Annotated in this window: 29 protein-coding genes; 26 read left to right on the top strand and 3 right to left on the bottom strand. The window is 60.6% G+C overall.

The genetic code is table 11. The features are described from left to right. Positions 1–3 precede the first annotated feature (3 nt). The 18 genes from E3T43_RS07150 to E3T43_RS07065 all read left to right on the top strand — a co-directional run bounded on the left by E3T43_RS07150 (position 4) and on the right by E3T43_RS07065 (position 14,229). On the top strand, positions 4–1,245 hold the full coding sequence (locus E3T43_RS07150) for a hypothetical protein (protein ID WP_134471865.1): 1,242 nt from the start codon (positions 4–6) through the stop codon (positions 1,243–1,245). A gap of 19 nt (positions 1,246–1,264) precedes the next feature. Continuing rightward, complete coding sequence (locus E3T43_RS07145) at positions 1,265–1,834, top strand: hypothetical protein (protein WP_134471864.1); 570 nt, start codon at positions 1,265–1,267, stop codon at positions 1,832–1,834. Then, entirely contained in the window at positions 1,831–2,160 is a 330-nt protein-coding gene (locus E3T43_RS07140) for a hypothetical protein (RefSeq protein ID WP_134471863.1), read from the top strand. Before E3T43_RS07145 ends, E3T43_RS07140 begins: the two co-directional genes overlap by 4 nt. 38 nt (positions 2,161–2,198) lie before the next feature. Next, entirely contained in the window at positions 2,199–2,438 is a 240-nt protein-coding gene (locus E3T43_RS07135; protein WP_134471862.1) for a hypothetical protein, read from the top strand. 128 nt (positions 2,439–2,566) lie between these two features. Next, positions 2,567–2,845 (top strand): hypothetical protein, encoded by a 279-nt coding sequence (locus tag E3T43_RS07130; RefSeq protein ID WP_134471861.1) that lies wholly within the window; start codon positions 2,567–2,569, stop codon positions 2,843–2,845. A gap of 59 nt (positions 2,846–2,904) precedes the next feature. Then, positions 2,905–3,711, top strand: a complete 807-nt coding sequence (locus tag E3T43_RS07125) for an IPT/TIG domain-containing protein (protein ID WP_134471860.1) — start codon at positions 2,905–2,907, stop codon at positions 3,709–3,711. An 86-nt stretch (positions 3,712–3,797) separates the two neighbouring features. Next, on the top strand, positions 3,798–4,058 hold the full coding sequence (locus tag E3T43_RS07120; RefSeq protein ID WP_134471859.1) for a hypothetical protein: 261 nt from the start codon (positions 3,798–3,800) through the stop codon (positions 4,056–4,058). Beyond that, the gene (locus E3T43_RS07115; protein WP_134471858.1) at positions 4,007–4,411 is read left to right on the top strand and encodes a hypothetical protein; all 405 of its coding nucleotides are present in this window, start codon (positions 4,007–4,009) and stop codon (positions 4,409–4,411) included. The genes E3T43_RS07120 and E3T43_RS07115 overlap by 52 nt, the downstream gene beginning before the upstream one ends. A gap of 51 nt (positions 4,412–4,462) precedes the next feature. Next, a complete protein-coding gene (locus E3T43_RS07110) occupies positions 4,463–7,153 on the top strand; it encodes a hypothetical protein (RefSeq protein ID WP_134471857.1) in 2,691 nt (896 codons plus the stop codon). Between the two features lie 287 nt (positions 7,154–7,440). Beyond that, positions 7,441–8,622, top strand: a complete 1,182-nt coding sequence (locus E3T43_RS07105) for a phage tail family protein (protein WP_241978864.1) — start codon at positions 7,441–7,443, stop codon at positions 8,620–8,622. Continuing rightward, on the top strand, positions 8,622–9,815 hold the full coding sequence (locus E3T43_RS07100; protein WP_134471855.1) for a siphovirus ReqiPepy6 Gp37-like family protein: 1,194 nt from the start codon (positions 8,622–8,624) through the stop codon (positions 9,813–9,815). Before E3T43_RS07105 ends, E3T43_RS07100 begins: the two co-directional genes overlap by 1 nt. A gap of 11 nt (positions 9,816–9,826) precedes the next feature. Continuing rightward, on the top strand, positions 9,827–10,324 hold the full coding sequence (locus E3T43_RS07095; protein ID WP_134471854.1) for a hypothetical protein: 498 nt from the start codon (positions 9,827–9,829) through the stop codon (positions 10,322–10,324). 3 nt (positions 10,325–10,327) lie between these two features. Next, on the top strand, positions 10,328–10,777 hold the full coding sequence (locus E3T43_RS07090) for a hypothetical protein (protein WP_134471853.1): 450 nt from the start codon (positions 10,328–10,330) through the stop codon (positions 10,775–10,777). Positions 10,778–10,786: 9 nt separating this feature from the next. Further along, a complete protein-coding gene (locus E3T43_RS07085; protein ID WP_134471852.1) occupies positions 10,787–11,626 on the top strand; it encodes a hypothetical protein in 840 nt (279 codons plus the stop codon). 227 nt (positions 11,627–11,853) lie between these two features. Continuing rightward, on the top strand, positions 11,854–12,570 hold the full coding sequence (locus E3T43_RS07080; protein ID WP_134471851.1) for a M23 family metallopeptidase: 717 nt from the start codon (positions 11,854–11,856) through the stop codon (positions 12,568–12,570). Positions 12,571–12,591: 21 nt separating this feature from the next. Then, positions 12,592–13,056 carry a hypothetical protein gene (locus E3T43_RS07075; RefSeq protein WP_134471850.1) on the top strand — a complete coding sequence of 155 codons (465 nt, stop codon included), beginning with the start codon at positions 12,592–12,594 and terminating at the stop codon, positions 13,054–13,056. Beyond that, a complete protein-coding gene (locus tag E3T43_RS07070) occupies positions 13,053–13,349 on the top strand; it encodes a hypothetical protein (protein WP_134471849.1) in 297 nt (98 codons plus the stop codon). The genes E3T43_RS07075 and E3T43_RS07070 overlap by 4 nt, the downstream gene beginning before the upstream one ends. Positions 13,350–13,623: 274 nt before the next feature. Beyond that, positions 13,624–14,229, top strand: coding sequence for a hypothetical protein (locus E3T43_RS07065; RefSeq protein WP_134471848.1), 606 nt, complete (start codon positions 13,624–13,626; stop codon positions 14,227–14,229). 287 nt (positions 14,230–14,516) lie between these two features. Here E3T43_RS07065 and E3T43_RS07060 read toward each other — a convergent pair whose 3' ends face one another. Next, positions 14,517–15,056, bottom strand: coding sequence for a hypothetical protein (locus tag E3T43_RS07060; protein WP_134471847.1), 540 nt, complete (start codon positions 15,054–15,056; stop codon positions 14,517–14,519). 75 nt (positions 15,057–15,131) lie between these two features. Here E3T43_RS07060 and E3T43_RS07055 point away from each other — a divergent pair, with 75 nt between their 5' ends. The 3 genes from E3T43_RS07055 to E3T43_RS07045 all read left to right on the top strand — a co-directional run bounded on the left by E3T43_RS07055 (position 15,132) and on the right by E3T43_RS07045 (position 17,203). Further along, positions 15,132–15,347, top strand: a complete 216-nt coding sequence (locus E3T43_RS07055; protein ID WP_134471846.1) for a hypothetical protein — start codon at positions 15,132–15,134, stop codon at positions 15,345–15,347. 110 nt (positions 15,348–15,457) lie between these two features. Beyond that, on the top strand, positions 15,458–16,564 hold the full coding sequence (locus E3T43_RS07050; protein WP_134471845.1) for a hypothetical protein: 1,107 nt from the start codon (positions 15,458–15,460) through the stop codon (positions 16,562–16,564). 36 nt (positions 16,565–16,600) lie between these two features. Then, positions 16,601–17,203 (top strand): hypothetical protein, encoded by a 603-nt coding sequence (locus tag E3T43_RS07045; protein WP_134471844.1) that lies wholly within the window; start codon positions 16,601–16,603, stop codon positions 17,201–17,203. A 168-nt stretch (positions 17,204–17,371) separates the two neighbouring features. On the opposite strand, the gene E3T43_RS07040 is transcribed toward E3T43_RS07045, so the two are convergent. Continuing rightward, the gene (locus tag E3T43_RS07040; protein ID WP_134471843.1) at positions 17,372–18,160 is read right to left on the bottom strand and encodes a hypothetical protein; all 789 of its coding nucleotides are present in this window, start codon (positions 18,158–18,160) and stop codon (positions 17,372–17,374) included. A 546-nt stretch (positions 18,161–18,706) separates the two neighbouring features. Here E3T43_RS07040 and E3T43_RS07035 point away from each other — a divergent pair. Beyond that, positions 18,707–19,585: an NAD-dependent epimerase/dehydratase family protein gene (locus E3T43_RS07035; RefSeq protein WP_134471842.1), complete on the top strand. Its 879-nt coding sequence runs from the start codon at positions 18,707–18,709 to the stop codon at positions 19,583–19,585. Between the two features lie 49 nt (positions 19,586–19,634). Here E3T43_RS07035 and E3T43_RS07030 read toward each other — a convergent pair whose 3' ends face one another. Continuing rightward, positions 19,635–20,102 (bottom strand): MarR family winged helix-turn-helix transcriptional regulator, encoded by a 468-nt coding sequence (locus E3T43_RS07030; RefSeq protein ID WP_134471841.1) that lies wholly within the window; start codon positions 20,100–20,102, stop codon positions 19,635–19,637. A gap of 270 nt (positions 20,103–20,372) precedes the next feature. Between E3T43_RS07030 and E3T43_RS07025 the strand changes: the two genes are divergently transcribed. From E3T43_RS07025 to E3T43_RS07010, 4 genes are all read left to right on the top strand, one after another. Then, positions 20,373–20,648 (top strand): hypothetical protein, encoded by a 276-nt coding sequence (locus tag E3T43_RS07025; RefSeq protein ID WP_134471840.1) that lies wholly within the window; start codon positions 20,373–20,375, stop codon positions 20,646–20,648. A gap of 115 nt (positions 20,649–20,763) precedes the next feature. After that, complete coding sequence (locus E3T43_RS07020; protein WP_134443421.1) at positions 20,764–21,027, top strand: GlsB/YeaQ/YmgE family stress response membrane protein; 264 nt, start codon at positions 20,764–20,766, stop codon at positions 21,025–21,027. Positions 21,028–21,197: 170 nt separating this feature from the next. Continuing rightward, on the top strand, positions 21,198–21,608 hold the full coding sequence (locus tag E3T43_RS07015) for a DUF4383 domain-containing protein (protein WP_134443422.1): 411 nt from the start codon (positions 21,198–21,200) through the stop codon (positions 21,606–21,608). 51 nt (positions 21,609–21,659) lie between these two features. Next, positions 21,660–22,253 (top strand): hypothetical protein, encoded by a 594-nt coding sequence (locus E3T43_RS07010; protein ID WP_134471839.1) that lies wholly within the window; start codon positions 21,660–21,662, stop codon positions 22,251–22,253. Positions 22,254–22,255: the final 2 nt, after the last annotated feature.

The raw sequence follows: 22,255 nt of genomic DNA, 5'->3' as shown, positions 1-22,255 counted from the left end.
ATCATGGCAAACATTTTCGTGAAGGGTCAGAAGCTCGCCGCAACCGCGCTTGCTCTGCTCCGCAAAGAGGTGAAGGCCCCCGGCTTGTTCACCCACAAGTTCGGCATCGCCGACTTCACTGGCGCTGAGGGTGACACCGTGGGCGTCAAGCGCCCCCCGGTGCTCGTGGCTCGCGACAAGGGATGGCGCAACGATGACGAAATCATCGTCGACAAGCTCGTCAACACCAAGATTCAGGTCAACCTGAACCGCCACCCGTACAGCGCCGTTGCGCTCTCACCCGAAGAGGCAACTCTCGACGAGGTCGACTACGTGCGCGACGTGCAGGTCCCGCAGGTCCAGGCCATTCTCGAATGGTTCGAGAACCTCGTGATCGGCGCACTCCGCGCTGCTTCGTTTGTGTTCGGCGTCACGTTCAACCCGGCCTCGACCAAGGCTGTTGAATCCGACCCGCGCAAGGTCGCCATTCGCGCCCGGAAGCTGTTCCAGAAGGCACACGTGCCCGCTGCGGGCCGCTATTGGCTCGTGGGTGCCAACGTGTCCGAAGAGGTCGCGTCCTACGACAAACTGCTCGAGGTTGACGCTTCCGGCCTGCCCGAAGCTCTCCGTGAGGGCGTCGTCGGCAAGCTCGGCGGGTTCGTCATCGTGGAGCTCGATTCCCTGGGCGACGACGAGAGCTACTTCGTGCACGAGTCGGCCATCGCGATCGCCGCAGTGGCCCCGACCGTGCCGCAGGGCGCCGTCAAGGGTGGTGGTGTCGCTGCTGGTTTCGGCCTCGCCGTGACCCAGCTCTGGGACTACGACTCCAAGACCCTCAAGGACCGCTCGGTCGTGCACGCGTTCGCTGGCGCCACTCCGGTCACCGACCCTGAGGTCGACGCTGATGGCGCGATCATCATCGACGTTGACGGAAACCCGCAGCTCGAGTTCAAGCGCGCCATCAAGGTCACATTCGGCGCGGGCGTCGCCGCTGAGAAGGCCGTCTACACCTCGACGGTGACCGGTTCCCCGACGGGCGGAACCTACACGCTGACCGCTGACGGCGAAACGACGGAGCCGATCGCGTACAACGCGACCAACGCCGTCGTGGCTGCTGCGCTCAACGCGCTCGATGGCATCTCCGGTGTGACCGTTTCGGGCACCAGCACCAAGACGATCACGCTCCCCGAGCGTGTCGTGCTCACCGGATCGGGCACCGGCCTCACCGGTGGAACCACTCCCGGCGTGACCGTTACCGCGGTCTAGTAGAAAGGTTGGTGAGATTGTGGCTGTAGTAAAACTGGCGACATCTGAGGATGTCGAAGCGGCGCTGGGCCGCAGTCTCACTGCCTCTGAGGCACCGCGGGTCGGGGTGATTCTGGATAAAGCTTCCGAGCTTTTCCGGGATCGCTCCGGCCAGCAGTTCACCGCGGGCCGCTCAACACGACGGTTCAAGGTGAACGGGGGCAAGGTCAGACTGACTCAGCGCCCCGTTACGGCTGTTGTCTCGGTCACCGACGATGACGGCAACCCGTATGAGTTCACTCGGTTTGATTCGGTACTGACGATCGACCTCCGCAGTCATTTGTTCGTACGCGTGACATACGATCACGGCGGCGAGGTCCCCGATCTCGTGCGTCTCTGCATCGCGGACATCGCCAAGGCCGTGCTGACGATTAACCCGAAAGCCGTCGAAGGACTCACGCAGTATTCCGAGGCGACGGGCCCATTCAATAAATCTGAAACGTACGCGACTTGGGCAATTGGCGGGGCGACTCGGCTCGCCCCCGACGACGTCGCATTCGCCGACACGTTCAAGATGAGGCTCGGCAGCCTGATCGTGCAGAACCGATGAGCGAGACAATCACGATCACACGCAAGGGGGTTCCAACGGGCGGCTATGACGAGGGTGGCTACCCGATTATCGGGGCTGACACGATCTTCCCTGTTGACATCATCGCGTTTGCTCCGCGTGGCTCCGATGAGTCGGCGACCACGGCCGGCCAGAAGGTTATTACGGGCGGGACTGTCTACGGATTCCCTGGCCTAATCCTGCTGTCCACTGATCGTCTCGACATTCGCGGCGAGACGTTGCAGGTCGAAGGTGAATCTGGTCTGTGGGCATCCCCATATTCCGGTGAATCCAAGGGCATCGAAGTTGCTGTGAAGAGAGCGAGCTGATGGCAACACGATTCAGGCAAATCAGGTCAATTTCCGAGATGATGACCTCACCCGAGATTGAGGCGGTGCTCGTCGGGATCGGTGAGCAGGTTCTCGCCGCGGCTGAATCTGACCCCAATCCCGAATATGTGGCATCCCTGCGGATGCAGACATTCCAATCGAGGGGCAAGAGCGGATCTCGCGTTGTCGTCCAAGTCGGCGCCGTGCCCGGTCTTGGAAACGCGGTTGAGGCGAAGCGCGGCACCATGGCGCGCGCACTGGGCTCGGTGGGGCTGTGAACATCCTTTTCCCGCCGACTACCGGCAAGCTATGCGCGGTCTTACGTACGGCTCTCACGGCCTCTCCGCTGGCCTATTCATCCGGAGTCGCGGTCGGCCCTGAGCTTCCCGCTACGAAGACTGCGCGCATGGTCACGATCATGGACAATTCCGGCCCTGACGATGGTGTGCAGACTCGCCGGCGCCAGGGTGTGAATGTCTGGGCGGCACGCGCGGATGCTGAATTGCTCGCGCTGCTGTGTATGGCGGTCTATCGCTCGTGCGCTGACGGCAAACCGATCACCCGGACCGCACAATTCAGCGGCCCTGCCCTGGTGCTGGACGATCCGAAATACGTGGTCGACGGCATCGAACTGACTCACCTGTTTTTCACCTTTCAAGTCTCAGCCCGAGGCAGCGACTACTAAATTCCCGCCCTGTTCTCCCGCAGGCAAATCGAGGCACGCCTCACCTAAGGAGATACATCATGGCTGGACAGTCAACCAGTGAAGTTCGCGTTGCCGTCGACGGCATCGTTTCCACCTGCCCCTACAACACGAGCACCCCGCCCACGTCGGCGGCTTCCTCGCTCGCTGCTCCGTGGGTCGACCTCGGCTATGTGAGCGAGGACGGCGTCACCGAAGCCACCGCGCAGAGCAGCGAGAAGATCCGCGCATGGCAGCGGGGCAAGGCCGTTCGCACCGTCATCACCGAGGGCGAAACTACGTACCAGCTCGTTCTCATCCAGACGAACAAGGACACCGTGGCGCTGTATTACGGCGCTGACGTGGAAGCTGACGGCTCCATCGTCGTGAACCCGATGAAGGAGCGCCCGCTGTTCGAGCTGAACCTCGACGTGATCGACGGCGAAGACATCGTGCGTGCCTATGGCCCCGAGGCTCAGGTCACCGAGGTCGGCGATCAGGTCTACGCGAATGGCGTCGCGATTGGCTACGAGGTGACCGTTACCTGTGCCGTCGTCGCTGACTGCGCCGGTTCCGGCAAGCCCGGTTCCGTCAAAAAGTGGTACAGCTCGCTTGCGGCTCCGGTCGTTCCCGTAATCACGACCGCGCTTCCTGCCAGCCAGGGCGCAGGCGAAGTCGTGACCCTCGTCGGGACCGGATTCACCGGCGTAACCGGCATCACCATCGGCGGCGTTGCTGCAACCGGATTCGACGTGCTCTCGGCAACGAAGATCTACGTCACCCTGCCGGCTGGCGCTGCCGGTTCCGCGCCGATCATCGTCACCACTGCGGGCGGCGCATCCACTGCTAAGGCGTACACGCGCGTTTAGCTCCCAAGTACCGCTGGCCGGGTGATCGGGAGATATCCCGGCCAGCGTTCCATCATCTCCCACCACTCCCAACGTAAGGATCTCCCATGGCACTAGAACTCTTCCACTTCACCGGCAATGACGGTACCAAATTCACCCTGCCGAAGGTCATCAAGTCGGGTGTGCTGCGCAAGGCGCGCAACGCCCGCGATGATGTCGACTACGCCTATAACGTGATTGAGCTTGTGGCCGATGGGCCCGCGCTCGACGCCTTGGATGAGATGACGGCCAAAGAGGTCGCCGACATCTTCAAGGATTGGATGCAGGGGATGCAGCCGGGGGAATCCTCGGCCTCCTCGGCCTCGTAGAGGATCATCCCGAACCGCTCGCACGAGATTTCCGCGAGCGGTTCGGACTGTCCTATCTGGACATCGGCTACGGCATCGTTTACATCGAAGCGTGGCATCTGTGCAAGTCGCTGCTCAAGGACCCCTCGTCGTGGCTCCATGCGTCCGTGGCGGGCTGGGATCACCCAGTGTCGCGCGAGTGGATCATCCTGGCGCAATCGTTCGACCTCGCCCATGCTGCGGCGTCTAAGCATCGCCCGAAAGCAATGCCGAGGCCGTGGCCTGACACGAAAAACAAGATCGGCGGGAAGAAGACGGTTCGACGGTCCATTGAGGACGTTCGCGCCATTCTTCGCCCGCAAAGCACGACCTAGCATGGCTCGTTCTCCCGCGAGATTTTCACTCAATCTCACCGGAGGACACCTATGGCTTCGATGTACCAGGCATTTATTGAGCTCGTGCCCGACGCCTCCAACCTGCGCAAAACCCTTGCTAAGGAATTCGACGCCGTTGGCCCCGAGGCTGGCCGAAACGCCGGAAAGGGTATCCACTCGGGCATCCTCGGGTCGATTGGCGGCCTTGCTGCACCTCTGGCCGCTGCGGTGGCTGGGCTCGGCATTGGCAAGATGCTTGCCGATTCCATTGGCAACGCTTCGGATTTTGCTGAGGCCGGCACTGCGATCACTGCGGTGTTCGGTGACGCTGACCAAACAGTGCAGAAGTTCGCGGCTGCCTCGGCGGCCGCTCTCGGGCAGTCAACCAATCAGACCCTCGACGCTGCACGCGTCTTCGGTACGTTCGGCAAGGCTGCGGGGCTGAGCGGGGAAGATCTCGCTGGGTTCTCCACCGACTTTATTACACTGTCTGCCGACCTCGCATCGTTCAACAACACGACCCCTGAGCAGGCGATCGAAGCGCTCGGCGCTGGCCTCCGTGGCGAGTCCGAACCGCTCCGGCAGTACGGCGTGCTTCTCGATGACGCAGCCCTCAAGGCGCGGGCTACCGAACTCGGCATTTACTCCGGCACCGGCGCCCTCACCGCTCAGCAGAAGGTTCTTGCATCTCAGGCTGAGATCATGGCTCAAACCGGGCTACAGCAGGGCGACTTCGCGAAGACCTCGGGCGGCCTAGCGAACCAACAGCGCATCCTCAGCGCTGGCCTCGAGAACCTATCTACCACGTTCGGCGCGCTGCTCCTGCCCGTCATGACGACCGTTGTCGGGTTCTTGAACCGCTCAGTGATCCCCGCTCTACAGAATGTCATGCCAGCCATCGCGGGCATCAAGTCGATTCTCATCGACGGCGATTTCACAGGTGCTTTCGGCAGGGCATTCGACATCCAAGAAGACTCAAAAATCGTGGACTATCTGTTCCGAATCCGGGAGGGCGTGCTTGGGCTCAAAGCGTTCATTCTCGATGGCGACTTTACGGGCGAATTTCGCTCTGCCTTTCATGTCGAAGAAGACTCGCCGATCGTGGACATGCTGTTCAATATTCGTGAGGCGTTCGGCACCATAGGTGCAGCGTTCGCCCCGCTTATCCCGCAGCTTCTCACGCTGTGGCAGGCGTTCTCTCCACTCACATTGATCCTCGCCGCGATTGGCCCACAGCTACCTGGGCTCGTGAATTCTTTTGTCGGGCTCGCGGTCGCTTTGGCTGGCGCGCTTGGTTCTGCTCTCGCTGACATCATGCCCTCGATCACGGCGCTAAGCGGCGCCCTCGTCACCATCCTTGCCGGCGTGCTCACCAACGTGCTCCCGCCCCTCATGGCGTTTGCAGGCTGGCTGGCTGACAACGTGCAAGTTGTCCTAGCGTTCGCTGTCGCGATCGGTGCAGCCGTTCTAGCGTTCCAGCTCTACACGGCCACAATGGCGATCGTTCGCGGCGCCACGGTCCTCTGGGCCGGGGTGCAGGCTGTCCTCAACGGGGTCATGGCGCTGAACCCGATCGGGATTATCGTCCTGGCGATCATTGCTCTCGTGGGCGCGATCGTCTGGGTTGCTACTCAGACGACATTCTTCCAAGAGGCGTGGGCCGTCATGGTTGACATCTTCATGAACACCATGGGTATGTTCTCGGATTTCTTTTCGAACACTATCGGCATGTTTGTGGATTTCTTCACGAACACGGTCGGCATGTTTGTGGATTTCGGTGCGGGCGTCGTCGCGTTCATCTCAGGTTTCTGGGAAGGAATGCAGGACACCTTCGCGGCTGCTCTCGCATTCCTGCTTGACCTGTTCTTCACATGGCACCCTCTCGGAATCTTGATCTCTCACTTCGATCAGATCGTGGCGTTCTTCTCGGGATTCTTCTCCAACACGGCCGGAATGTTCACAGATTTCTTCACCAATACCATCGGCATGTTTGTGAATTTCGGTGCCGGTGCGATTTCGCTCGTAGTCGATTTCATCAGCCGGATCATAGGCTTCTATGTCGGGCTCGCGGTGTCGATCGGGTCGACCGTTTCGGGTATGTGGTCTGCCGTGACCGGGTATTTTTCAGGATTCGTCTCTGGTGCCGTCTCGCTCGTATCTGGTTTCGCCTCAAGCCTGGTGTCGTTTTTTACCTCGATGTGGGCGGGTGCGACGGGCGCGGTTTCATCTGGCATCGCCACCGCAGTGGGCTTCATCGCTGGTCTACCCGGCAAGGCGCTTGCAGCGCTCGGTAATATGGGCTCCTTTCTGCTGACTGCGGGCGAGGATCTGATTCAGGGTTTCATCGACGGCATCGGCAACATGATCGGCAATGTCGGCGACGCTATCGGCGGCGTCATGGACTTCGTGGGCGGGTTTTTCCCGCACTCGCCCGCTGAGCGCGGCCCGTTCTCCGGTTCGGGTTGGCGCGCTGTTCTCACCGCCGGCACGGCGATCGGTGATCAGTTCGGCGCTGGCTTAGACGGTGCGCTGCCTGACGTTGGCTCCATGCTCGGATCGCGGGTCGATGTAGGGTCATTCACCCCCCGCATCGACCCGACGGCATACGGTTCGGCGTCGTTCGCTGCGGCGCGCTCATCTGACCGCGGCCTGACGCTCAACTACACGAACAACGGCACTCCCGGACTGTCGGCTGAAGAGGAACTATTCAAGGCCGGACGCAAGCTGAAAGCGAGGATCTAGTGCGGATTTATCTGGAATCAGACACGGACCGGATAGAGCTCGGCACTGACCGCGACTCGGAATATTTGCACGGTGACAAAACGACCGGGTTAGGCGTGGCGCAGAAAGTGTCCCGCCTAACCCGGGGCGCTGGCGCTGGCGCTTCATATCGGGGAACGCGCACCGATACCCGTCTCGCCGATCTAGATGTACGTGTATTCGGGTCTGACCGCCTGGCTACTGAGGCATCCTTTCGGCGCCTGGTCGACGTTGTGCTGCCTCGCAAGGGCTCACCGCTGCCTCGACTCGTGGCAGAGTACGGCGACGGCACATCGTATGAGCTGCCGTTCGTCTATCTCTCCGGCCTCGAAGTCGACTCAACAGTTTCCACTCCGACCCACACCCAGGCGCTTATCTCCATTGAGTGCCCCGCCCCGTTCTGGACTGCGCGCGATGCTCTCTCATTCCGAGTAGCGAACGAGTCGGCGGGTGTGGGGTTGCTCCCGAATTTGGCGCAGTTGCAACTGTCGCGATCGGCTGCGATCGGATCGGTGTCGTTGGAGAATCCGGGGGATGTTGAATCGGACATTTCTTGGACGATCACGGGCCCCGGTGGGCCGACGCCGATCAGTATCGACGGTGTTGGTTTCGTTTTCGAGTCGGTGTTGCTGTCAGGTGAAGTGGTCACGATTGAGCGCACGGCCACAGGGGTAACCGTTATTGATGGAAATGGGGCTAATCGGTACGCCGGTCTGGGCCCGGCTCCTAAGTTCCCACGTCTGCCCGCTGGTTTGTCGGTCGTAGATATTGAGATGGCGAACGCAAGTCCAGGCGGTTGGGCACCCACCTCTCAGGTCATTCTTACTAACCGTGTGACTTCGCCGTCGTTGCGGATTTCTGCGGATGGGTGGCAGGCGTTTGGTGCCGGGTCAGCGCGGACCGCGACGGGTTTCTACGGTTCGAATGCGGGGTTTCTGGCGTTGACGTGGGCGGCTGCGTCTACTCCTGAAGCAGCAGTGCAGGTACAGGTGCCGGCTGCGATTGGCGACGTTTTATCTGCGAGCCTGTCGGTGCTTTCGTCGGTCGCGCAGAGGGTGCGGGTGATGACGCAATTCATGGATTACACCGGCGCGCCAGTTGGACCGCTGACCGTGGGCGGCTCAGTGGAGCTCCCTGCGAATACTCCGGTGGTCGTCGGTGTGGATAGTACCGACTTGGACCCGGCGCCAGAAGGCACGGCAGGTTTTCGCTTGATGGCTTCTGTTGACGTGGTAGGTGGGCAAGGCTGGAAGGTGGGCGATACGCTTTCCGCTTCTCTCGGCATTGTCACCTCGTCGGCGGCGCAGACCGTATTTTTCGATGGTGATTTCGAGGGCGCGGGGTGGTCTGGTGCGGCGAATGCTTCAACATCTGTCCTCTTCGATCGGGTTCGGGTAAATCAGTCATCTGTGCAGGGCTTCTATAAGCCGCGCCGAGAGGTGGTGTACTGATGGATGTTGACTCGATGACTGTCGAGGTGCGCCGGCCTGACCGGCAGCGAGTGGGGCAGCTCGACGGCCCCGACCTCGCTAAGTTCCTCTGCGTACCGCGAAAAAACATGCTGGGTTCATGGTCGGTGAAGCTGCCCGATCAGGTGCTGGACGACCGGGGGCGACTCGTGCCCCATGCTCTGTGCTGGGAACTACGGCAGCCCGCGGCGGGTCTCATCATCACCGGCCCCCATGGTGTCATCCTCAGCGGCCCGATGTTCTACGCAGCGCAAGAGCAACTACCGGATGACCCCGAGGGGACATGGACCATCGAGGGTGTCTCAGACCTGGTGGAGACTGCCCGGCCGTTGGCGTTTCCTAACCCGGCGATTGCGTCGGCTCAGGCGTCGTCGCAGTCGCGGTCCCACGACGTGCGAACGGCGCCCGGTGAGACCCTGCTGCGCGATTACGTGGGCTTAAATATCGGTCCGGGCGCGCCTGCAGAACGCGCGGTCGCTGGCCTGACGCTCGCGGTCGATCAGGGCCGCGGTGCAACTCTCACCAAATCGCCCCGGTTTCAGAACCTGCTGGAACTGCTGCAAGAGATCGCGCTCGGGTCCAATCTGCTGTTCGATGTCGTGCAGATCGGCGATGGCCTACAGTTCCGCATCACGGAGCCACTGGACGCATCGCAAGAGCAACGGTGGGACGTAGACAACAACCAACTATCCCGCGCCAAGTACGGGTTCACAGCGCCGGGCTGCACGCACGTCATCGTCGCAGGCCAGGGCGAGGGCATAGCGCGAACCATCATCGAGGTGACGACGCCGGCCAGCCTTATCTCTGCGGCGATCTGGGGGCGCAGCGAGCGGTTCTCCGACCAGCGCAACACGGATGATCCGGCCGAGCTCATGCAGGCAGGCCTCGAAATCCTCGCGGCTGAGGGTAGCGTCATCACCGCGCTGGAAGTCGTGCCATCTGCGGATCTTGCGGATGGCTACGGCACCAAATGGCTGCTCGGCTCCATCGTCACCGTCGTGGTGGGCGATCAGGAGATCCGGGCGCCGATCACCGAACTGCCCATATCTATCACCCCCGAGGGTCTGCTCATCGGCGCAACCGTGGGTGATCCGGTCGGGTTCGAGTGGGATTCCATGCTCAGTGCACGCCAAACCAAAGCAGAGTCGCGGGTTTCCGCACTCGAACGAAATTAGAAGGAGATCCGATGGCCGAGAGGTCTTTCCCATTCGTGCGGAATGCGGGCACTACTACGGTGCCGGGCACCACGTCGGATGCGGAGTATTCAGAGATGTTCCGGCTTCTGGCTAGCACCGGAGTTATCTATGGAACTGATGGCGGCGGACTCAAACCGTTCGCCAATAGTTCCGGTCTGAACGTCTTCGTCCCGGCTGGACGCGCGTTCGTACGAGGGCACTATTACAAGAGCGATGCAGTCGTCACTCTTCCGATCTCGGCCGGGGAGAGCCTGGGCCGTATCGATTCAGTCATACTCCGCATGGAGTACGCGGGAGTGAATGACATTCACCTGGTCATTCTCAAGGGTGAGCCCTCCGCGAATCCAGTGCGGAAGGCTGTCACGCAGACGGAAACGGGCGTTTACGAACTGCTGCTGGGCACCGTGACTGCTGCGATCAACGCGGTCACGATCACCTCGACAGTGGTTGCTGATGCCCGCACATTCAGCAACGCGAACGGGAGCTAACTAATGAGCGCAACACTGTCCATTACCGGCATCGTCCCTCTAGGCGTCGCGGGCGAAAAGCATTACGTCACCGTTGAGGACCGAGCGTTAGCCGTTGCAGCGCGCGAGGGGGCGGTCGCGTCGGCCGCTGAGGCTTTGGCTTCGCAGGGTGCCGCCGTGAACGCTAAGGATGCTGCCGCGTTATCCCGAACGGCCGCGGCTGCTTCGGAGACGGCGGCGAAAAACTCAGAAAATGCCTTAGTTCTTCCCACGGGCCAACTCATCCTGAACATTCTTTCGGACCAAACTGACCCGGCTGCTGCTGCGGTAACCGCGATGTTCGTCCGGGTGGATCGCGCATCAATTGCTTTGGACACAGATGGTGTCCCGTACTTCACAGATGCGACTGTTTTCGCTGATGCAGTCCCGATCAAAATCGATGCTGACGGCATCCCATACTTCTCGACTCTTTAGGAGCATCACATGGCACAGTCACCGAATGTTCGTCTCGTCACTGAGGCTGTTCTCGCCACCAAGGCAGTGAACTTGAATCACCTGCTCAACTCCACCTTCCAGATCAACCAGCGCGGCTACCTGACCGGTGGCACGCTCGCGTCGGGTTCGTACGGGTTCGACCGGTGGAAATCCGCTGCGGCTGGTTCGACGCTCGCTTTCACAGCGTCACCGGCTGGGCAGACAGTCACCATCAACACTGGCGGCGTCATCGAGCAAGCCGTAGAACAGGGGAACCTGCCGGCGGGAACGTATGTGCTTTCCTGGGTCGGCACTGCCTCGGCCCGCGTTTACACGACTGGCGAGACCGCCCCGGCCTTTGCTGCCAGCCCCGTGGTCGTTGCACTCTCCGGTGCGGGCGATGTGCGTGTGCAGTTCACTGCGGTGACGGGTGCGAGGACACTCGCCAACCCGAAGCTTGAATCGGGTAGCGCGGCGACGGTGTTCAGCCGCAACGGCGCCAATGCGCAAGCAGAGCTCGCGGGGTGCCAGCGGTACTATCAGCGTCTCGGCGGCAACGGCAGTACCAACCTTGTGGGTGTCGGCTATTACACACAGACGAATGCTTTCGGCGTAATCGTCTTCCCTGCCATGCGCACGGCTCCGTCCACATCCATCAGCGACGCGAACGGCGTTGTGGTCTATGCCGGTGGCACTTCGCTACGTTCTACGATCGTCAACCTCGCGGGGGCGCAACCGACCAGTGTTGAAATTAGCATCGTCACTTCGGGAGTAGCGGGGCTTTACGCCGGCTGGGCAAAGCTTGAAAACACAATTAGCCCGTACATCGAGCTAAGCGCGGAACTGTAAGCCATGGATTATGTACTCGTAGAAACAGACATCAGTGGCACAGTTATAAAGCTGACCAACGCCAACGGCAAGGTGTGGTGGATTCCCATCAACCCAGCGAACCGGGATTATCGGGCGTACCTAGCCACCGTCAAATAATAAGGAGCCTAAGGGCTCCTTTTCTTTTGTCCATATGTAGTCACGCGGGAGTCCTCCGGGCTCCCGCTTTTGCATACCTGAAAGGAATCATGCCGTCAATAATCCTTGCCGCACATGGCGGCATCACCACACGGTTCAAGCAAGACATCGGCCGAGGGTTCCTGCACAACGGAATCGACCAAGGGCACTCGAACGGTACCGACTACGACCTCGAGATCATGGCTCCGGCTGACGGTGTGATCGTCTCCACCGGCAAGCAGGGCAGCTACGGCAACCGGCTCGTCATCCGGCACAGCTTCGGCAGGTCACTGCTCGCCCACCACGCGGCGCAACTGGTCAATGTCGGGGATCAGGTCACCCAAGGGCAGATCGTTGCTGTCATGGGCAACACCGGCACCAAGTACGTCCACTCCCATCAGGAACTGTGGACCACGAACGGCGAGCAGCTCGACCCGCTCGAACATCTCGGCACATCTGCTGCATCCCTCGTACCCGTCACCCTCACCGCCCTACCTCTCATTGGAGAAACCATGAACCTCTTCCACCTCGTGACCACTGACGGCGCTCAGGCATACATCTTCCAGGGTGTCGCCTCGCAGCAGATCATCAGCAGCGCATATCTGGCCGCGCTCGAAAAGGGCTACGGCGTCAAGGCCATCCAGGTCAACGAATACGACTGGGACGCGATCACCCAGACGCACAACGCCGACGTGCGGGCCATTGCCGCGACCTGTGGCGGGACGGCGTCGCCCGGGCTCACAGCCGCGCAGATCGTCGCACAGCTCGCCGTCCAGCTAGCCAAGTAAGTGCCAGCACCCGAAGAGCTGATGCCTGAGCTTTTCCCTCGCTGGTTCATCGACTGGGCCGGGTCGGTCACGCTGCTCGAGCTGCTGATCTACGCACTCGCCATTGCCGCTGTCCTCAAATGGGGCCGTCAATGGTGGGCCGCAGTCGTCGCCGGCGCGAAGGGCATCGTCGCATTCGCCGCGACCCTCGCCAGCATTCGCGGCCTGACCGCGTTCATCGCCCGGACCGATGCGACCCTCGCCGACCAGACGAAGACGATGGCGGCGCAGACAGACAAGATCGCGGGCATCTTCCACGAGACTCACAACAACGACGGCTCAAGCATCAAGGACTCTGGCGAACGCACTGAACTCGCCGTCGACCGGCTCGAGCGCGGGCTGCTCGCCATCTTCAAACGCCTCGACGCCGCCGGCATCCCTGCAGACGCTGACGAAGACCAGATCCGGCAAGAACTCGAAGACACCCATCCCAAGGAGACACCATGACCACCACTGAACTAGCTCTCGGCGATACCATCCGCATCCGTGCACTCGCTTACGTTCGTACCGGCGTGCCCGCACTGATCGGTGCGCTCCTCACCTGGCTTGCCAGTCGCATCCCCGCCGTCTTCGACTTCCTCGCCGCCGTCGATCCCGAGTGGCGCACGCTGCTGTACTCGCTCGTCACGGCGCTCGTGATCCTCGCCTACTACGCCCTTGCACGGTGGCTGGGGAAGCGCTGGCCGAAGATCGAGACGCTCATGCTGGGCAGCTCCAAGACGCCCGTCTACACCGCGTAACAAGACGAGATCAGAATGCAATGTCAGCATGACTGGAGGGTTGACCCTACCCGCGTAACCACAAGTAACCCGCCGATGTTCTACGCGACGTGCGCCGAGTGTGGACAGATGGAGACACGGCGAACGGCAATATTCGGGCATCGGGTTGACCCCATGAACCCGAAGACGTGGCCAACCGCATAACCCGTCATCCTCGCCCAGACTGAGCATTCTGACTCGGCCATGTTCTTGATCGGAGGGTTTCGTATATTGTTCGAACCGCTAGCCTTCACAGATGACAACGCATGCGGACGCCCCATCAGTAGTTCGCGCCGCCGAGAAGACCCTTTCATTTGCCCGCCAGGGACTTACGGACTATCTAGTACGGAAAGAACGCACTCAGGCAGGATTGCACAACGCAATAATCCACGGACGATCAGTGACGTTCGTTCTCCAGAATCTGAAGAATCTGCATCCTGATTTTGAAAAATGGTATGAGATCGTGGCGTCCCGATTGCGCGCAGATCCAAAAGCTAGGTGGTTCGTAGAGCTCCGCAATCGAATCGAAAAGCAAGGCCAGATCGGAGATTCGCATTCATCCTTCAAGATGTATAATTTCGATTCTTCAAAAATCAACACCATGAACCGGGATGCCCCCAGTGGGACCGTATCAATGTTTTTTGGGGACTCCATGGGGAGGTCGGGATGGGAGGTCCTCCTGCCAGACGGTTCTCTAACCGAGGTGTTCTTCGAACTGCCGCTAGAGATCGCTACATTTCAGCTTTCGATGGCTGAAGCTCCCGAAGGATTTTCTTTCGAGAAGGATCTACCCGACTGGCTCGATCAACTCGAGGCGATAGTACAAGAGGCACGTAGCAAGTTTGGCGGGGCGTCCAACTAAGCCGGATCATTTGAGGTTGGCGGCGTTTAATGCCAGCACCCCCGCAGTGGGACTACATTAACGGATCCCTGTTGCTTTAGCAACCCTGAGTCCTTCTTTGAAACGGGAGTGTGGGCGTCGCAGATTGGATCCCCGTACTGACATGTGGGCGGCTCAGGACCGACCGCTCAGAATGCGTCAACACCTATTGGCCCAGACTGACGGGTCATTCCCCACCCACCCCGTAGCCCGACCCGCACACCAACGCCCCTGGTCTCACTTCACCGTGAGGCTGGGGGCTTTTTTGTTTACAACCCGCACGCATTGTCCATGTCGCGTGAAGCCATATTGAAATCTATTTTGGTTGCATCCGAAAAGTTGGTGCCGAGCATCCCTATCGAATCTGACAGCGCTTGCAAAGCCTTGCCAATCTCAGTGTCACCTTCCTGCACGACGATAGCGTCAAGCTTGTCGGTCGCTGAAATTATACGTTCCCGCAACATCTGCCCACCAGCAGTCTTATCCTCGGTGTCTGCTGCAATCCCAACGGCATAACCAAAGTCTTCCAAAACAGGCCCCATATCATCGCAGGCGGTACTGGTTGGTGTTGACGTGCAACCGGTGAGGGTGAGTGCTGCAGCAATGATGATGGTGGTGGTGACGAGCTTGAACATTTGTGGTCCCCCGTTGCGTGCGTGTGGCGCAAGCCTATGCCCAAGGCTTAACGTGACATCGTTTTGACACCAATTGAATAACGACATCGCAATAGCCTGATCGAGGCGTACCGCAACATCGTTGAGGTCGTCGTCAAACAGGTCGGCATACCTAATCCAATCTTTGGCACTCACTGTCACGCCTAATTGGGGTCGCTCTTGATTAGGCGTGGCACTCTCTGTCACGCCTCGATTCGATAGCGTGGCAGCATGTCCGACTGGGGAACGAACGGCCGATTTGAGATTCAGCAGCGCACCCAAATGGCGACTGACGCAAGGCGAACGCGGGAAGCTGCGGAGGAATCGAATAAGGGCCGGGTGCACCTCTGGATCGTGACCTACATCTCGCTCGGCGTCGCCGTCTGTACTGTTCTCGCCTGCCACTCAGCAATTTGTGCGCCCACGCATCCCCTGTTGGAAGGTTAAAGCGGGAAAAACTTGACTGTCACATAGCGTGTCACGCTCAGGCTCACGGCAAATCTGTCACCATGACGTTAAGCCTGCGGCCTTCGGTCGCACGGCAGACGGGGGCACACATGGCTACTTACGGATTTAAACTACTGCGCGTTCAGCTCTACAACGGGCGAGGCCACACGGAGGTCAATTTTGGGCCGAAGGGCGAGCCTCACTACCTGGACAGGGTCGCTGGCGACATTGCCAACCAGCAAGAGAGACGAGTGCTGGAAGAAAAACAGAGAGCAGAGACCGCCGCGTCCGGCAGCGTCAATGCGGTAGACGCCGAAACGGGGCAGGACATCTATATCGCCGCAGACGACGTTGTTACGGGTACAGACGCTGCGTCTTTGCCAATCAACGTCTCAGAAAAACCTGCCGCAGTTGTGCGTATCGATGACTTTTGGAGACTGCGGTCTGCTCTCCTGATGCAAATCCAGTATGGAATTGTTGGCGACCATGACCGTGCCGTCGACCCTCAGGGGAAGATAGCGGATGCCGACCTCAGAGGGCTGGCCACGACGCGACCGTATCGCGCACTGCTCATTACTCCGGAAGAAGGCACCGTCGGGTTCTTGGCAGTCGAGGTCATCTCTCGTTCTCATGCCGGAACTGACCTTGCGCGCCGCCTTCATAACGCTGCTCATGGGCATAACCTCAAGCTCCGCGCGCAAGGCCCAGTAGCGGACGATGCGGCGGTAAAAGATCTCGTAAATCAGGGCCGCGTCAAAGAGGTTGAACTTTTCAAGACCATTGTCACCTCGGATGCGAGCACGCCCACGATGCGAAAGGTCAAAGTCACGTTTCCGATTGCAGTCGGAGCGTCTGAGGCCGCGGGTATCTTGAAGCGTGTCAAGACTTGGCTTCCGCGGAACTCAGGGTCGGCAGATAAGAACCCGATAAACGCAGCCGAAGAGGCTAAGGTGCTGGCGTCGATTTTGTGGAAAGACGCCGCACTGTTGGCCTTCGACGACGCCCGAGTCCAGGTGAAGTCGAAGCTAAGTAATCGTCGCCTCCAGCCCCTGGATAAGACTGAAGGATTCATTTACGACCTCGGTGAGGACGAGCTGGAAAAGAAGCAGTTTGTTCAAGCTGTCGCTAGCGTCGCTCAAGGACTTTTCGACTCAATCGGTATGGAGATGGAGTCGGATTGGTCCGAATGGCTTGACGAGGTTCCCAGTAAGCAGTAAGCAGTAAACAAGAACAAGTTAGATTGGGGTATGAGCATGTCAAGACTCAATGTTTTCGCGCTTATCGTCGATCAGTTCCGGTTCCTCCGGCACGTCGGCACCGGGAAAGCTGCAGTGGTCGTTCGAATCTTCCTCGTGGCACTCGGTCCCGTTTCTGGCGCAGTTTCAGTTCGACTTGGCTGGCAGCTCAACAGTGTCGGCGAGCTCGCAGCGGCATTGGGGCTGCTTGCCGGCGTCTTCATCTCTGCGTTCGCGATTGTTTTTTCTCTACGTCTCACGCTCGCCACACGCCCTTCTAGCAATCTCAAGCAGCGGGCATCACGTCTGATGGATGAAAGCGCCCTCACACTGTTGACCGCAGGTCTCGTCGCTGGTGTCGACGCGATCTGGGTGACAATTGTCTCAGCAGCAAACGACCCGAACACGCCTGTGAGTGTCTGGCCGACAGCAGTAACTGTGGCGATGAGCGCCATTGTCGCGGCCTATTTCTTTTTGGCAATTCGTCGTTTGCACATCCTCTACGTGGATACTTTTCCGCCCTTTTGGAAAGTGGAGAAAATGGCAGGACGGGCTGGCGCGGCGATAGATCTGGAAGAAGCTGCCCGTCGCGTTGCTATTCGCTCAGATACTCATGCGTAGTCCTCACCTAATAATGAGGTCTACGACCGGTCTAGCCTCTCCCAGCCAGCACTAATTTATTGCACAACAGAGTCCCGCCGCTCTCGTGAAGTGGCGAGGCTTTTTCGTGTGGCTGGGCAAGGTCGCGGCACGCCGGGTACAGACGGCCGCGGGGAACTGCTCGACCAGCTACGCCGCAGCTGCGTCCGGGCCCCGCTTGTAGACGGCCGTGACAGTGTATTTATCACCCAGGTTTTGGACATATACCAGCAGGCGGCCGGAAATGCCCGCGGTGTGATCGTCATGGATCAGCGCCCACTTGTCGCCATAGGCGGCACTCAACTCGCCAATGACCGCACCGCCCAACAAGACCGTGCCGCACACCTCTCCGGCGTACTTTCCAGACTCGGTAAGACCGAATGTAACCTCGGCTTCCCGACGCCGGCCGTTGGGGCGATGCGCTTCAGCGAGTGCATCCTGATAGGCGCCCGTTCGGTGCAGCTTGATTGTGGATTCTGCCGGGATAGGTCGAACCCATCCAGCAGGTGCGAGGGCGTCAAGCTCCGCGCCGACTGGAACGAAGACGGCCAGGAAGCGTGGAACATAGTCCCCATCCCTTACCTCACCAGAGAACATGGCCGCGTCCATCCCTGCTTCACGTCGAGCAAGGAGGACCTCATGCAACTTGGGCGAATGCGGGAGCTCTCCGACCTTGACGCCGCCGACCTTGGCAGTGATGTCAGAGCCGCGGACCCACGGCATCAGCTCCACCTCGACGTCACGGGGCATCCGTGCCAAAGCGGCCTGATATGCGCCGACGCCCCCAACCCAGAGTTCACCGGGCGTGCGCGAGGACCGAGCGGCGCGAGTGACCTGCGGAACGACAGGCGGAGCGACAGGCGCAGCAACCTGCGCAGGCTCGGCCACCTCAACGTCAATCTTCTGAGCGCGCTTCTTTACCCAACCAAACCATGCCATAGCAATCCCCCTGTGTAGCCACGAGCCTAGCGCGACGGGGGAGACATCCGTCGCCTTTGGCCAGCGCAATGCAAGGCAGAAATTGGCTACTTATTGGCTACTTTCAGTGAATATCTGTATGTAGTTACGGGTAGTCTTCCCTGGCAATCCGCTGAATACTACTCATAACTATGCGTCACCTTAGAACTTCAGCTTCCCAAGCTGATAGCGCGGGTTCGATTCCCGTCATCCGCTCCGAATAAGCACCGTCACGTTCTCAGTGGACAACTTCGTGTGGTGCAACCGGACTGTGACCACCCAAAGTTGTCCAGTCAGCGACGAGGTTGGTCGGCACCCACGTCGTGCCGAAAGTACGCCCCGAGCGTCGTCACCAGCCCACCTCGCCGGCCCGAAAACGACAGTCCGGACATGGGCGTTTGAGTACCCAGCTCCAGTCAGACGTGTCAGGAACGATAGGCATGGTTTCATGGTAATGCCCGCACTTCGCGGCGCTGCGGGCTCATCGTCAGGGTGCGCCCGCTAGCGTGGAATAGATCAAGGAGACAGATGACGGTACTCATTGCCGGATGCGGCGACCTCGGCACCGAGGTTGGCCTGCGGTTCGCGCGGCTGGGGCACGCTGTGGTCGGGCTGCGGCGCAACGCACGCCTGCTCCCCCCAGAAATCACCGGCCAGTCCATCGACCTGAGCGTCGAGAAGCCCGCCATCCCGCCAGACACCGAGTTCGTGGTCGTCGCGATCTCGGCCGGCAGCCCCACGGCCCTGGCCTATCGCGCCGCCTACCTAGATGGCCTGCGCAACCTGCTCGACGCGCTCAATGAGGCGCAGGTCACGCCGCGCCGCGTGCTGCTGGTCTCGTCGACGGCGGTCTACGACGTCAACGACGGCAGCCGGGTCGACGAGCAGACGCCGGCGAATCCGAGACCGGGCACCGATTCAATCGTGCTCGATGCCGAACGGATGCTCCACTCCAGACTCCCCGCCGCCACCGTTCTGCGCCTGGCCGGCATTTACGGCCCCGGCCGTGAACGCCTGATCGCCCAGGTACGCGCGGGTGCCGGGCTCTCCGCCCAGTCACGCCACACCAACCGCATCCACCGGGACGACGCAGCCGCCGCGATCGTTCACCTGCTGCTGCGTTCTGAGCAACCAGCGCCGCTCTATCTCGGCGTCGACAATGAGCCAGTGCGCAGTGACGAGGTGCTGACCTTTCTCGCCGCCGAGCTCGGCCTGCCCGAACCGGCGCTGAACGAGTCGGCGCTGAACGAGTCGGACCAGCCGACGCGCACCCGCGAAAGCCAAAGGGGCGGCGACAAGCTACTGAGCAACCAGCTTCTGCGCGATACCGGCTTCATCTTCAGCTACCCCACCTACCGGGAAGGATACCGGGCCATGCTGGCCGGACGCGGAATCCGCCACCCCTAACGGTGGCCCAGGCGGTCATACCCAGGCGGTCAGGCCCAGGCGGTCATACTCAGGCGGTCAGGCTCAGATCGGCATCCGATCCCACGGTCAACGCCATCGCGGACAGCATGGCGCCCAGCCGTGCTTGGTCCTCCGGGCTCACGTCGCGCACGGAGTGAGCGATGAGCGCCTCGAAGTCGTCGTAGATTTTCTGCGTGATCTGCTCCGCGGCCGGTGTCAAGGTCAAGAGCAGACTGCGTCGATCGTGCGGGTGAGCCACCCGAACCAGCAGTTGCAAGGCCACGAGTCGATTCGAGATCGCGGTCACTGCACCGGTCGTCATTTCCATCGATTCCGCGAGCAATTTCGGGGTAATGCTGCCCGCTTCGGCAACGCGAGCCACGGCGCGCAGCTCACTCCCGGTCAGACCGCTCTCGGTCGCGACCCGGTTTCGATTCCGATCCATGGCGCGCAGAAAAGCTAACGCGGATGCCGACAAGGCGTCCGGGGTGCGTCCGGAACTGTCCCGACCATACATTCGTTCTCCTGACCTCTGGTCTGTTGGTTTCGCCCAACTTCAGGCGCGCAAAATTGCCCGTGAGGGCATTCTGTTCTGTCAGTGTAGCCGCTAGATCAATTGCTAAGTTTCTTAACTCTTAAATAGTTTACTGTTTGAAGCAAATCCCGTATATTGAAACTCGCGCTGCCGAGCAGCGCGACGCGCAGAGTCCACGGTGGCAACGAAGCCCCCGCACGCTCCTAACCGGCAGCGCGCTCACGAACCTGTCACAACGAAATGGACAATGCAATGCAGAGCTATCGGTTGACGATCAATGACGACTGGTTTTACCTGTCGGCCGAGTACAACATTGCCGGTCTCAAGTCAGCACTGTCCGCCGCCGTGCACAGCGGCGGAGGCTTCGTCGACGTCGTCAGCCCCATGCGGGCGCACGTCTCCCTGCTGATCACGGCCCACTCCATGGTCAAGATTGAAACGATCAATGCCGTCGACCTCCCCGATATCAACGACGCAACCCCGGTGACCGGCCGGCAGTACCTGGACGACGACTACTGGCTGGACTGAAGCCCGCAAGTCGAATCGTTGGCCGGCGGCTATTGACGGTGCACAGACAGGCGGGTACATTCACGCGAACGGCTTAGTCCGCGCCACATCCAGGCCAACATGAAAGGCAGTTCTCATGAGTTTCCTCGGATTTCTCCTGCTCGGTCTCATCGCCGGAGCCATCGCGAAGGCGATCCTGCCCGGTCGCCAGGGCGGGGGCTGGCTTATCACCCTGCTGCTCGGGGTTGTCGGTGCCTTCCTCGGTGGCTGGCTCGGCGGGCTCCTGTTCAATGTCAGTCTGGAGGAGTTCTTCTCGCTGACTACCTGGGCCCTCGCTATCGTCGGATCGCTGATCGTGCTGCTTATCTACGGCGCGATCACTAACCGTCGCAAGGCCTGACCCGCCTCGGCACACAGCGCGTCACCCAATTCGGGTGGCGCGCTGTTTTTGCGCACCGATCCCCTTAAACGGGGAGATCAGGGCCACAATTAGTACCAATCCGAAGCGGATGGAGCTCCGAATAAATAGCAACCACGGGTTAGCCGTGAATCACCTAGGAGGCACCTGAAATGCGCACATCACCCAATCGCCTGATCGCCACCGTCTTCGGCGCGGTCTATGTTCTCGTCGGATTACTCGGCTTCGCCGTCACCGGCAGTGTCGGCTTCATCGCCACCGAGGGCGGATTGCTTCTCGGCATCTTCGAGGTCAACCCGCTGCACAACATCGCGCACCTCTTGATCGGAGCGGCCCTGCTCATCGCCGGACTCTCCAACGCCATGGCAGCCAAGGCCACCAACAGCACGATCGGTGCCGTGTACCTGCTTCTCGGAATCGTCGGATTCTTCATCGCGAGCACCTCGCTGAACATCCTGGCGCTCAACACCGCCGACCACTTCCTGCACCTCGCCAGCGCGATCGTGCTTCTCGGTGTCGGCCTCACCGCAGACAAAACGGTTCACAGCAAAGCCAACGCCTAACGCCGCACCGCTTCACTCCATCCCTTCGCGCACCAAGTCAATAGGAGCATCATGTCCCCGGTCGTTCGCACCTGGCTCGGCTTCGCCGCTTTCGGCGCCGCCCTGATCCATCTGGCCGTGGGTGTGACCGCTCCATTGCCCCTGTCGGTTCTGCTGGTCGGGTTCGGCATTGCCGAACTCGGCTGGGGAATCGCCACCCTCGCTGCTGGCCGGGTGCTGGTGCCCCGGATCATCGTGGGCGCGGCGCTCATCCCGGTCGTCATCTGGGGTACCACCGCCGTGCTCGGCAGTGGCCTCGGGGTGACCAGTGGCCAAACCGGCCTGCCGCTCTACCCGATGTCCGTCGCTTCACTCTTCAACATATTCCTGGCCGCTACGGTAGCCATCGCACTGCGCCGCTCTCCGACCGGGCCCCCTACGCCCGCGACCCCCAGCAGTGAAACGCGACGTGTTTCCGCAGCAGGCGCTGCCGCACCCAGCGGCTGGCGTTTTCTTACCGGCCTCGTCGTCGGAGGTTTTCTGCTCTCGGCGCTCACCACCCCGGCCCTCGCCGCCACGGAGGTCGGCTCTCATGCCGTGCCCCACGGTTCGCCCGGAGTGACCGAACCGACCATCCCCGACTCCGGCGGCCACGGAGCACACTAGAG

Origin of the sequence: Cryobacterium sp. Hh7, assembly GCF_004403155.1 — a bacterium.
Lineage (GTDB): Bacteria > Actinomycetota > Actinomycetes > Actinomycetales > Microbacteriaceae > Cryobacterium > Cryobacterium levicorallinum.
This window is presented reverse-complemented; position numbering and strand designations above follow the sequence as displayed.

What these genes read in the sequence shown, in the direction of transcription:
- E3T43_RS07045 (WP_134471844.1), top strand. Translation starts at nt 16,601, where the DNA reads ATGTCAAGACTCAATGTTTTCGCGCTTATCGTCGATCAGTTCCGGTTC.
- E3T43_RS07050 (WP_134471845.1), top strand. Translation starts at nt 15,458, where the DNA reads ATGGCTACTTACGGATTTAAACTACTGCGCGTTCAGCTCTACAACGGG.
- E3T43_RS07135 (WP_134471862.1), top strand. Translation starts at nt 2,199, where the DNA reads ATGATGACCTCACCCGAGATTGAGGCGGTGCTCGTCGGGATCGGTGAG.
- E3T43_RS07025 (WP_134471840.1), top strand. Translation starts at nt 20,373, where the DNA reads ATGCAGAGCTATCGGTTGACGATCAATGACGACTGGTTTTACCTGTCG.
- E3T43_RS07020 (WP_134443421.1), top strand. Translation starts at nt 20,764, where the DNA reads ATGAGTTTCCTCGGATTTCTCCTGCTCGGTCTCATCGCCGGAGCCATC.
- E3T43_RS07080 (WP_134471851.1), top strand. Translation starts at nt 11,854, where the DNA reads ATGCCGTCAATAATCCTTGCCGCACATGGCGGCATCACCACACGGTTC.
- E3T43_RS07055 (WP_134471846.1), top strand. Translation starts at nt 15,132, where the DNA reads ATGTCCGACTGGGGAACGAACGGCCGATTTGAGATTCAGCAGCGCACC.
- E3T43_RS07065 (WP_134471848.1), top strand. Translation starts at nt 13,624, where the DNA reads ATGACAACGCATGCGGACGCCCCATCAGTAGTTCGCGCCGCCGAGAAG.
- E3T43_RS07010 (WP_134471839.1), top strand. Translation starts at nt 21,660, where the DNA reads ATGTCCCCGGTCGTTCGCACCTGGCTCGGCTTCGCCGCTTTCGGCGCC.
- E3T43_RS07125 (WP_134471860.1), top strand. Translation starts at nt 2,905, where the DNA reads ATGGCTGGACAGTCAACCAGTGAAGTTCGCGTTGCCGTCGACGGCATC.
- E3T43_RS07085 (WP_134471852.1), top strand. Translation starts at nt 10,787, where the DNA reads ATGGCACAGTCACCGAATGTTCGTCTCGTCACTGAGGCTGTTCTCGCC.
- E3T43_RS07075 (WP_134471850.1), top strand. Translation starts at nt 12,592, where the DNA reads ATGCCTGAGCTTTTCCCTCGCTGGTTCATCGACTGGGCCGGGTCGGTC.
- E3T43_RS07030 (WP_134471841.1), bottom strand. Translation starts at nt 20,102, where the DNA reads ATGTATGGTCGGGACAGTTCCGGACGCACCCCGGACGCCTTGTCGGCA.
- E3T43_RS07150 (WP_134471865.1), top strand. Translation starts at nt 4, where the DNA reads ATGGCAAACATTTTCGTGAAGGGTCAGAAGCTCGCCGCAACCGCGCTT.
- E3T43_RS07095 (WP_134471854.1), top strand. Translation starts at nt 9,827, where the DNA reads ATGGCCGAGAGGTCTTTCCCATTCGTGCGGAATGCGGGCACTACTACG.
- E3T43_RS07140 (WP_134471863.1), top strand. Translation starts at nt 1,831, where the DNA reads ATGAGCGAGACAATCACGATCACACGCAAGGGGGTTCCAACGGGCGGC.
- E3T43_RS07110 (WP_134471857.1), top strand. Translation starts at nt 4,463, where the DNA reads ATGGCTTCGATGTACCAGGCATTTATTGAGCTCGTGCCCGACGCCTCC.
- E3T43_RS07120 (WP_134471859.1), top strand. Translation starts at nt 3,798, where the DNA reads ATGGCACTAGAACTCTTCCACTTCACCGGCAATGACGGTACCAAATTC.
- E3T43_RS07035 (WP_134471842.1), top strand. Translation starts at nt 18,707, where the DNA reads ATGACGGTACTCATTGCCGGATGCGGCGACCTCGGCACCGAGGTTGGC.
- E3T43_RS07070 (WP_134471849.1), top strand. Translation starts at nt 13,053, where the DNA reads ATGACCACCACTGAACTAGCTCTCGGCGATACCATCCGCATCCGTGCA.
- E3T43_RS07100 (WP_134471855.1), top strand. Translation starts at nt 8,622, where the DNA reads ATGGATGTTGACTCGATGACTGTCGAGGTGCGCCGGCCTGACCGGCAG.
- E3T43_RS07015 (WP_134443422.1), top strand. Translation starts at nt 21,198, where the DNA reads ATGCGCACATCACCCAATCGCCTGATCGCCACCGTCTTCGGCGCGGTC.
- E3T43_RS07040 (WP_134471843.1), bottom strand. Translation starts at nt 18,160, where the DNA reads ATGGCATGGTTTGGTTGGGTAAAGAAGCGCGCTCAGAAGATTGACGTT.
- E3T43_RS07090 (WP_134471853.1), top strand. Translation starts at nt 10,328, where the DNA reads ATGAGCGCAACACTGTCCATTACCGGCATCGTCCCTCTAGGCGTCGCG.
- E3T43_RS07130 (WP_134471861.1), top strand. Translation starts at nt 2,567, where the DNA reads ATGGTCACGATCATGGACAATTCCGGCCCTGACGATGGTGTGCAGACT.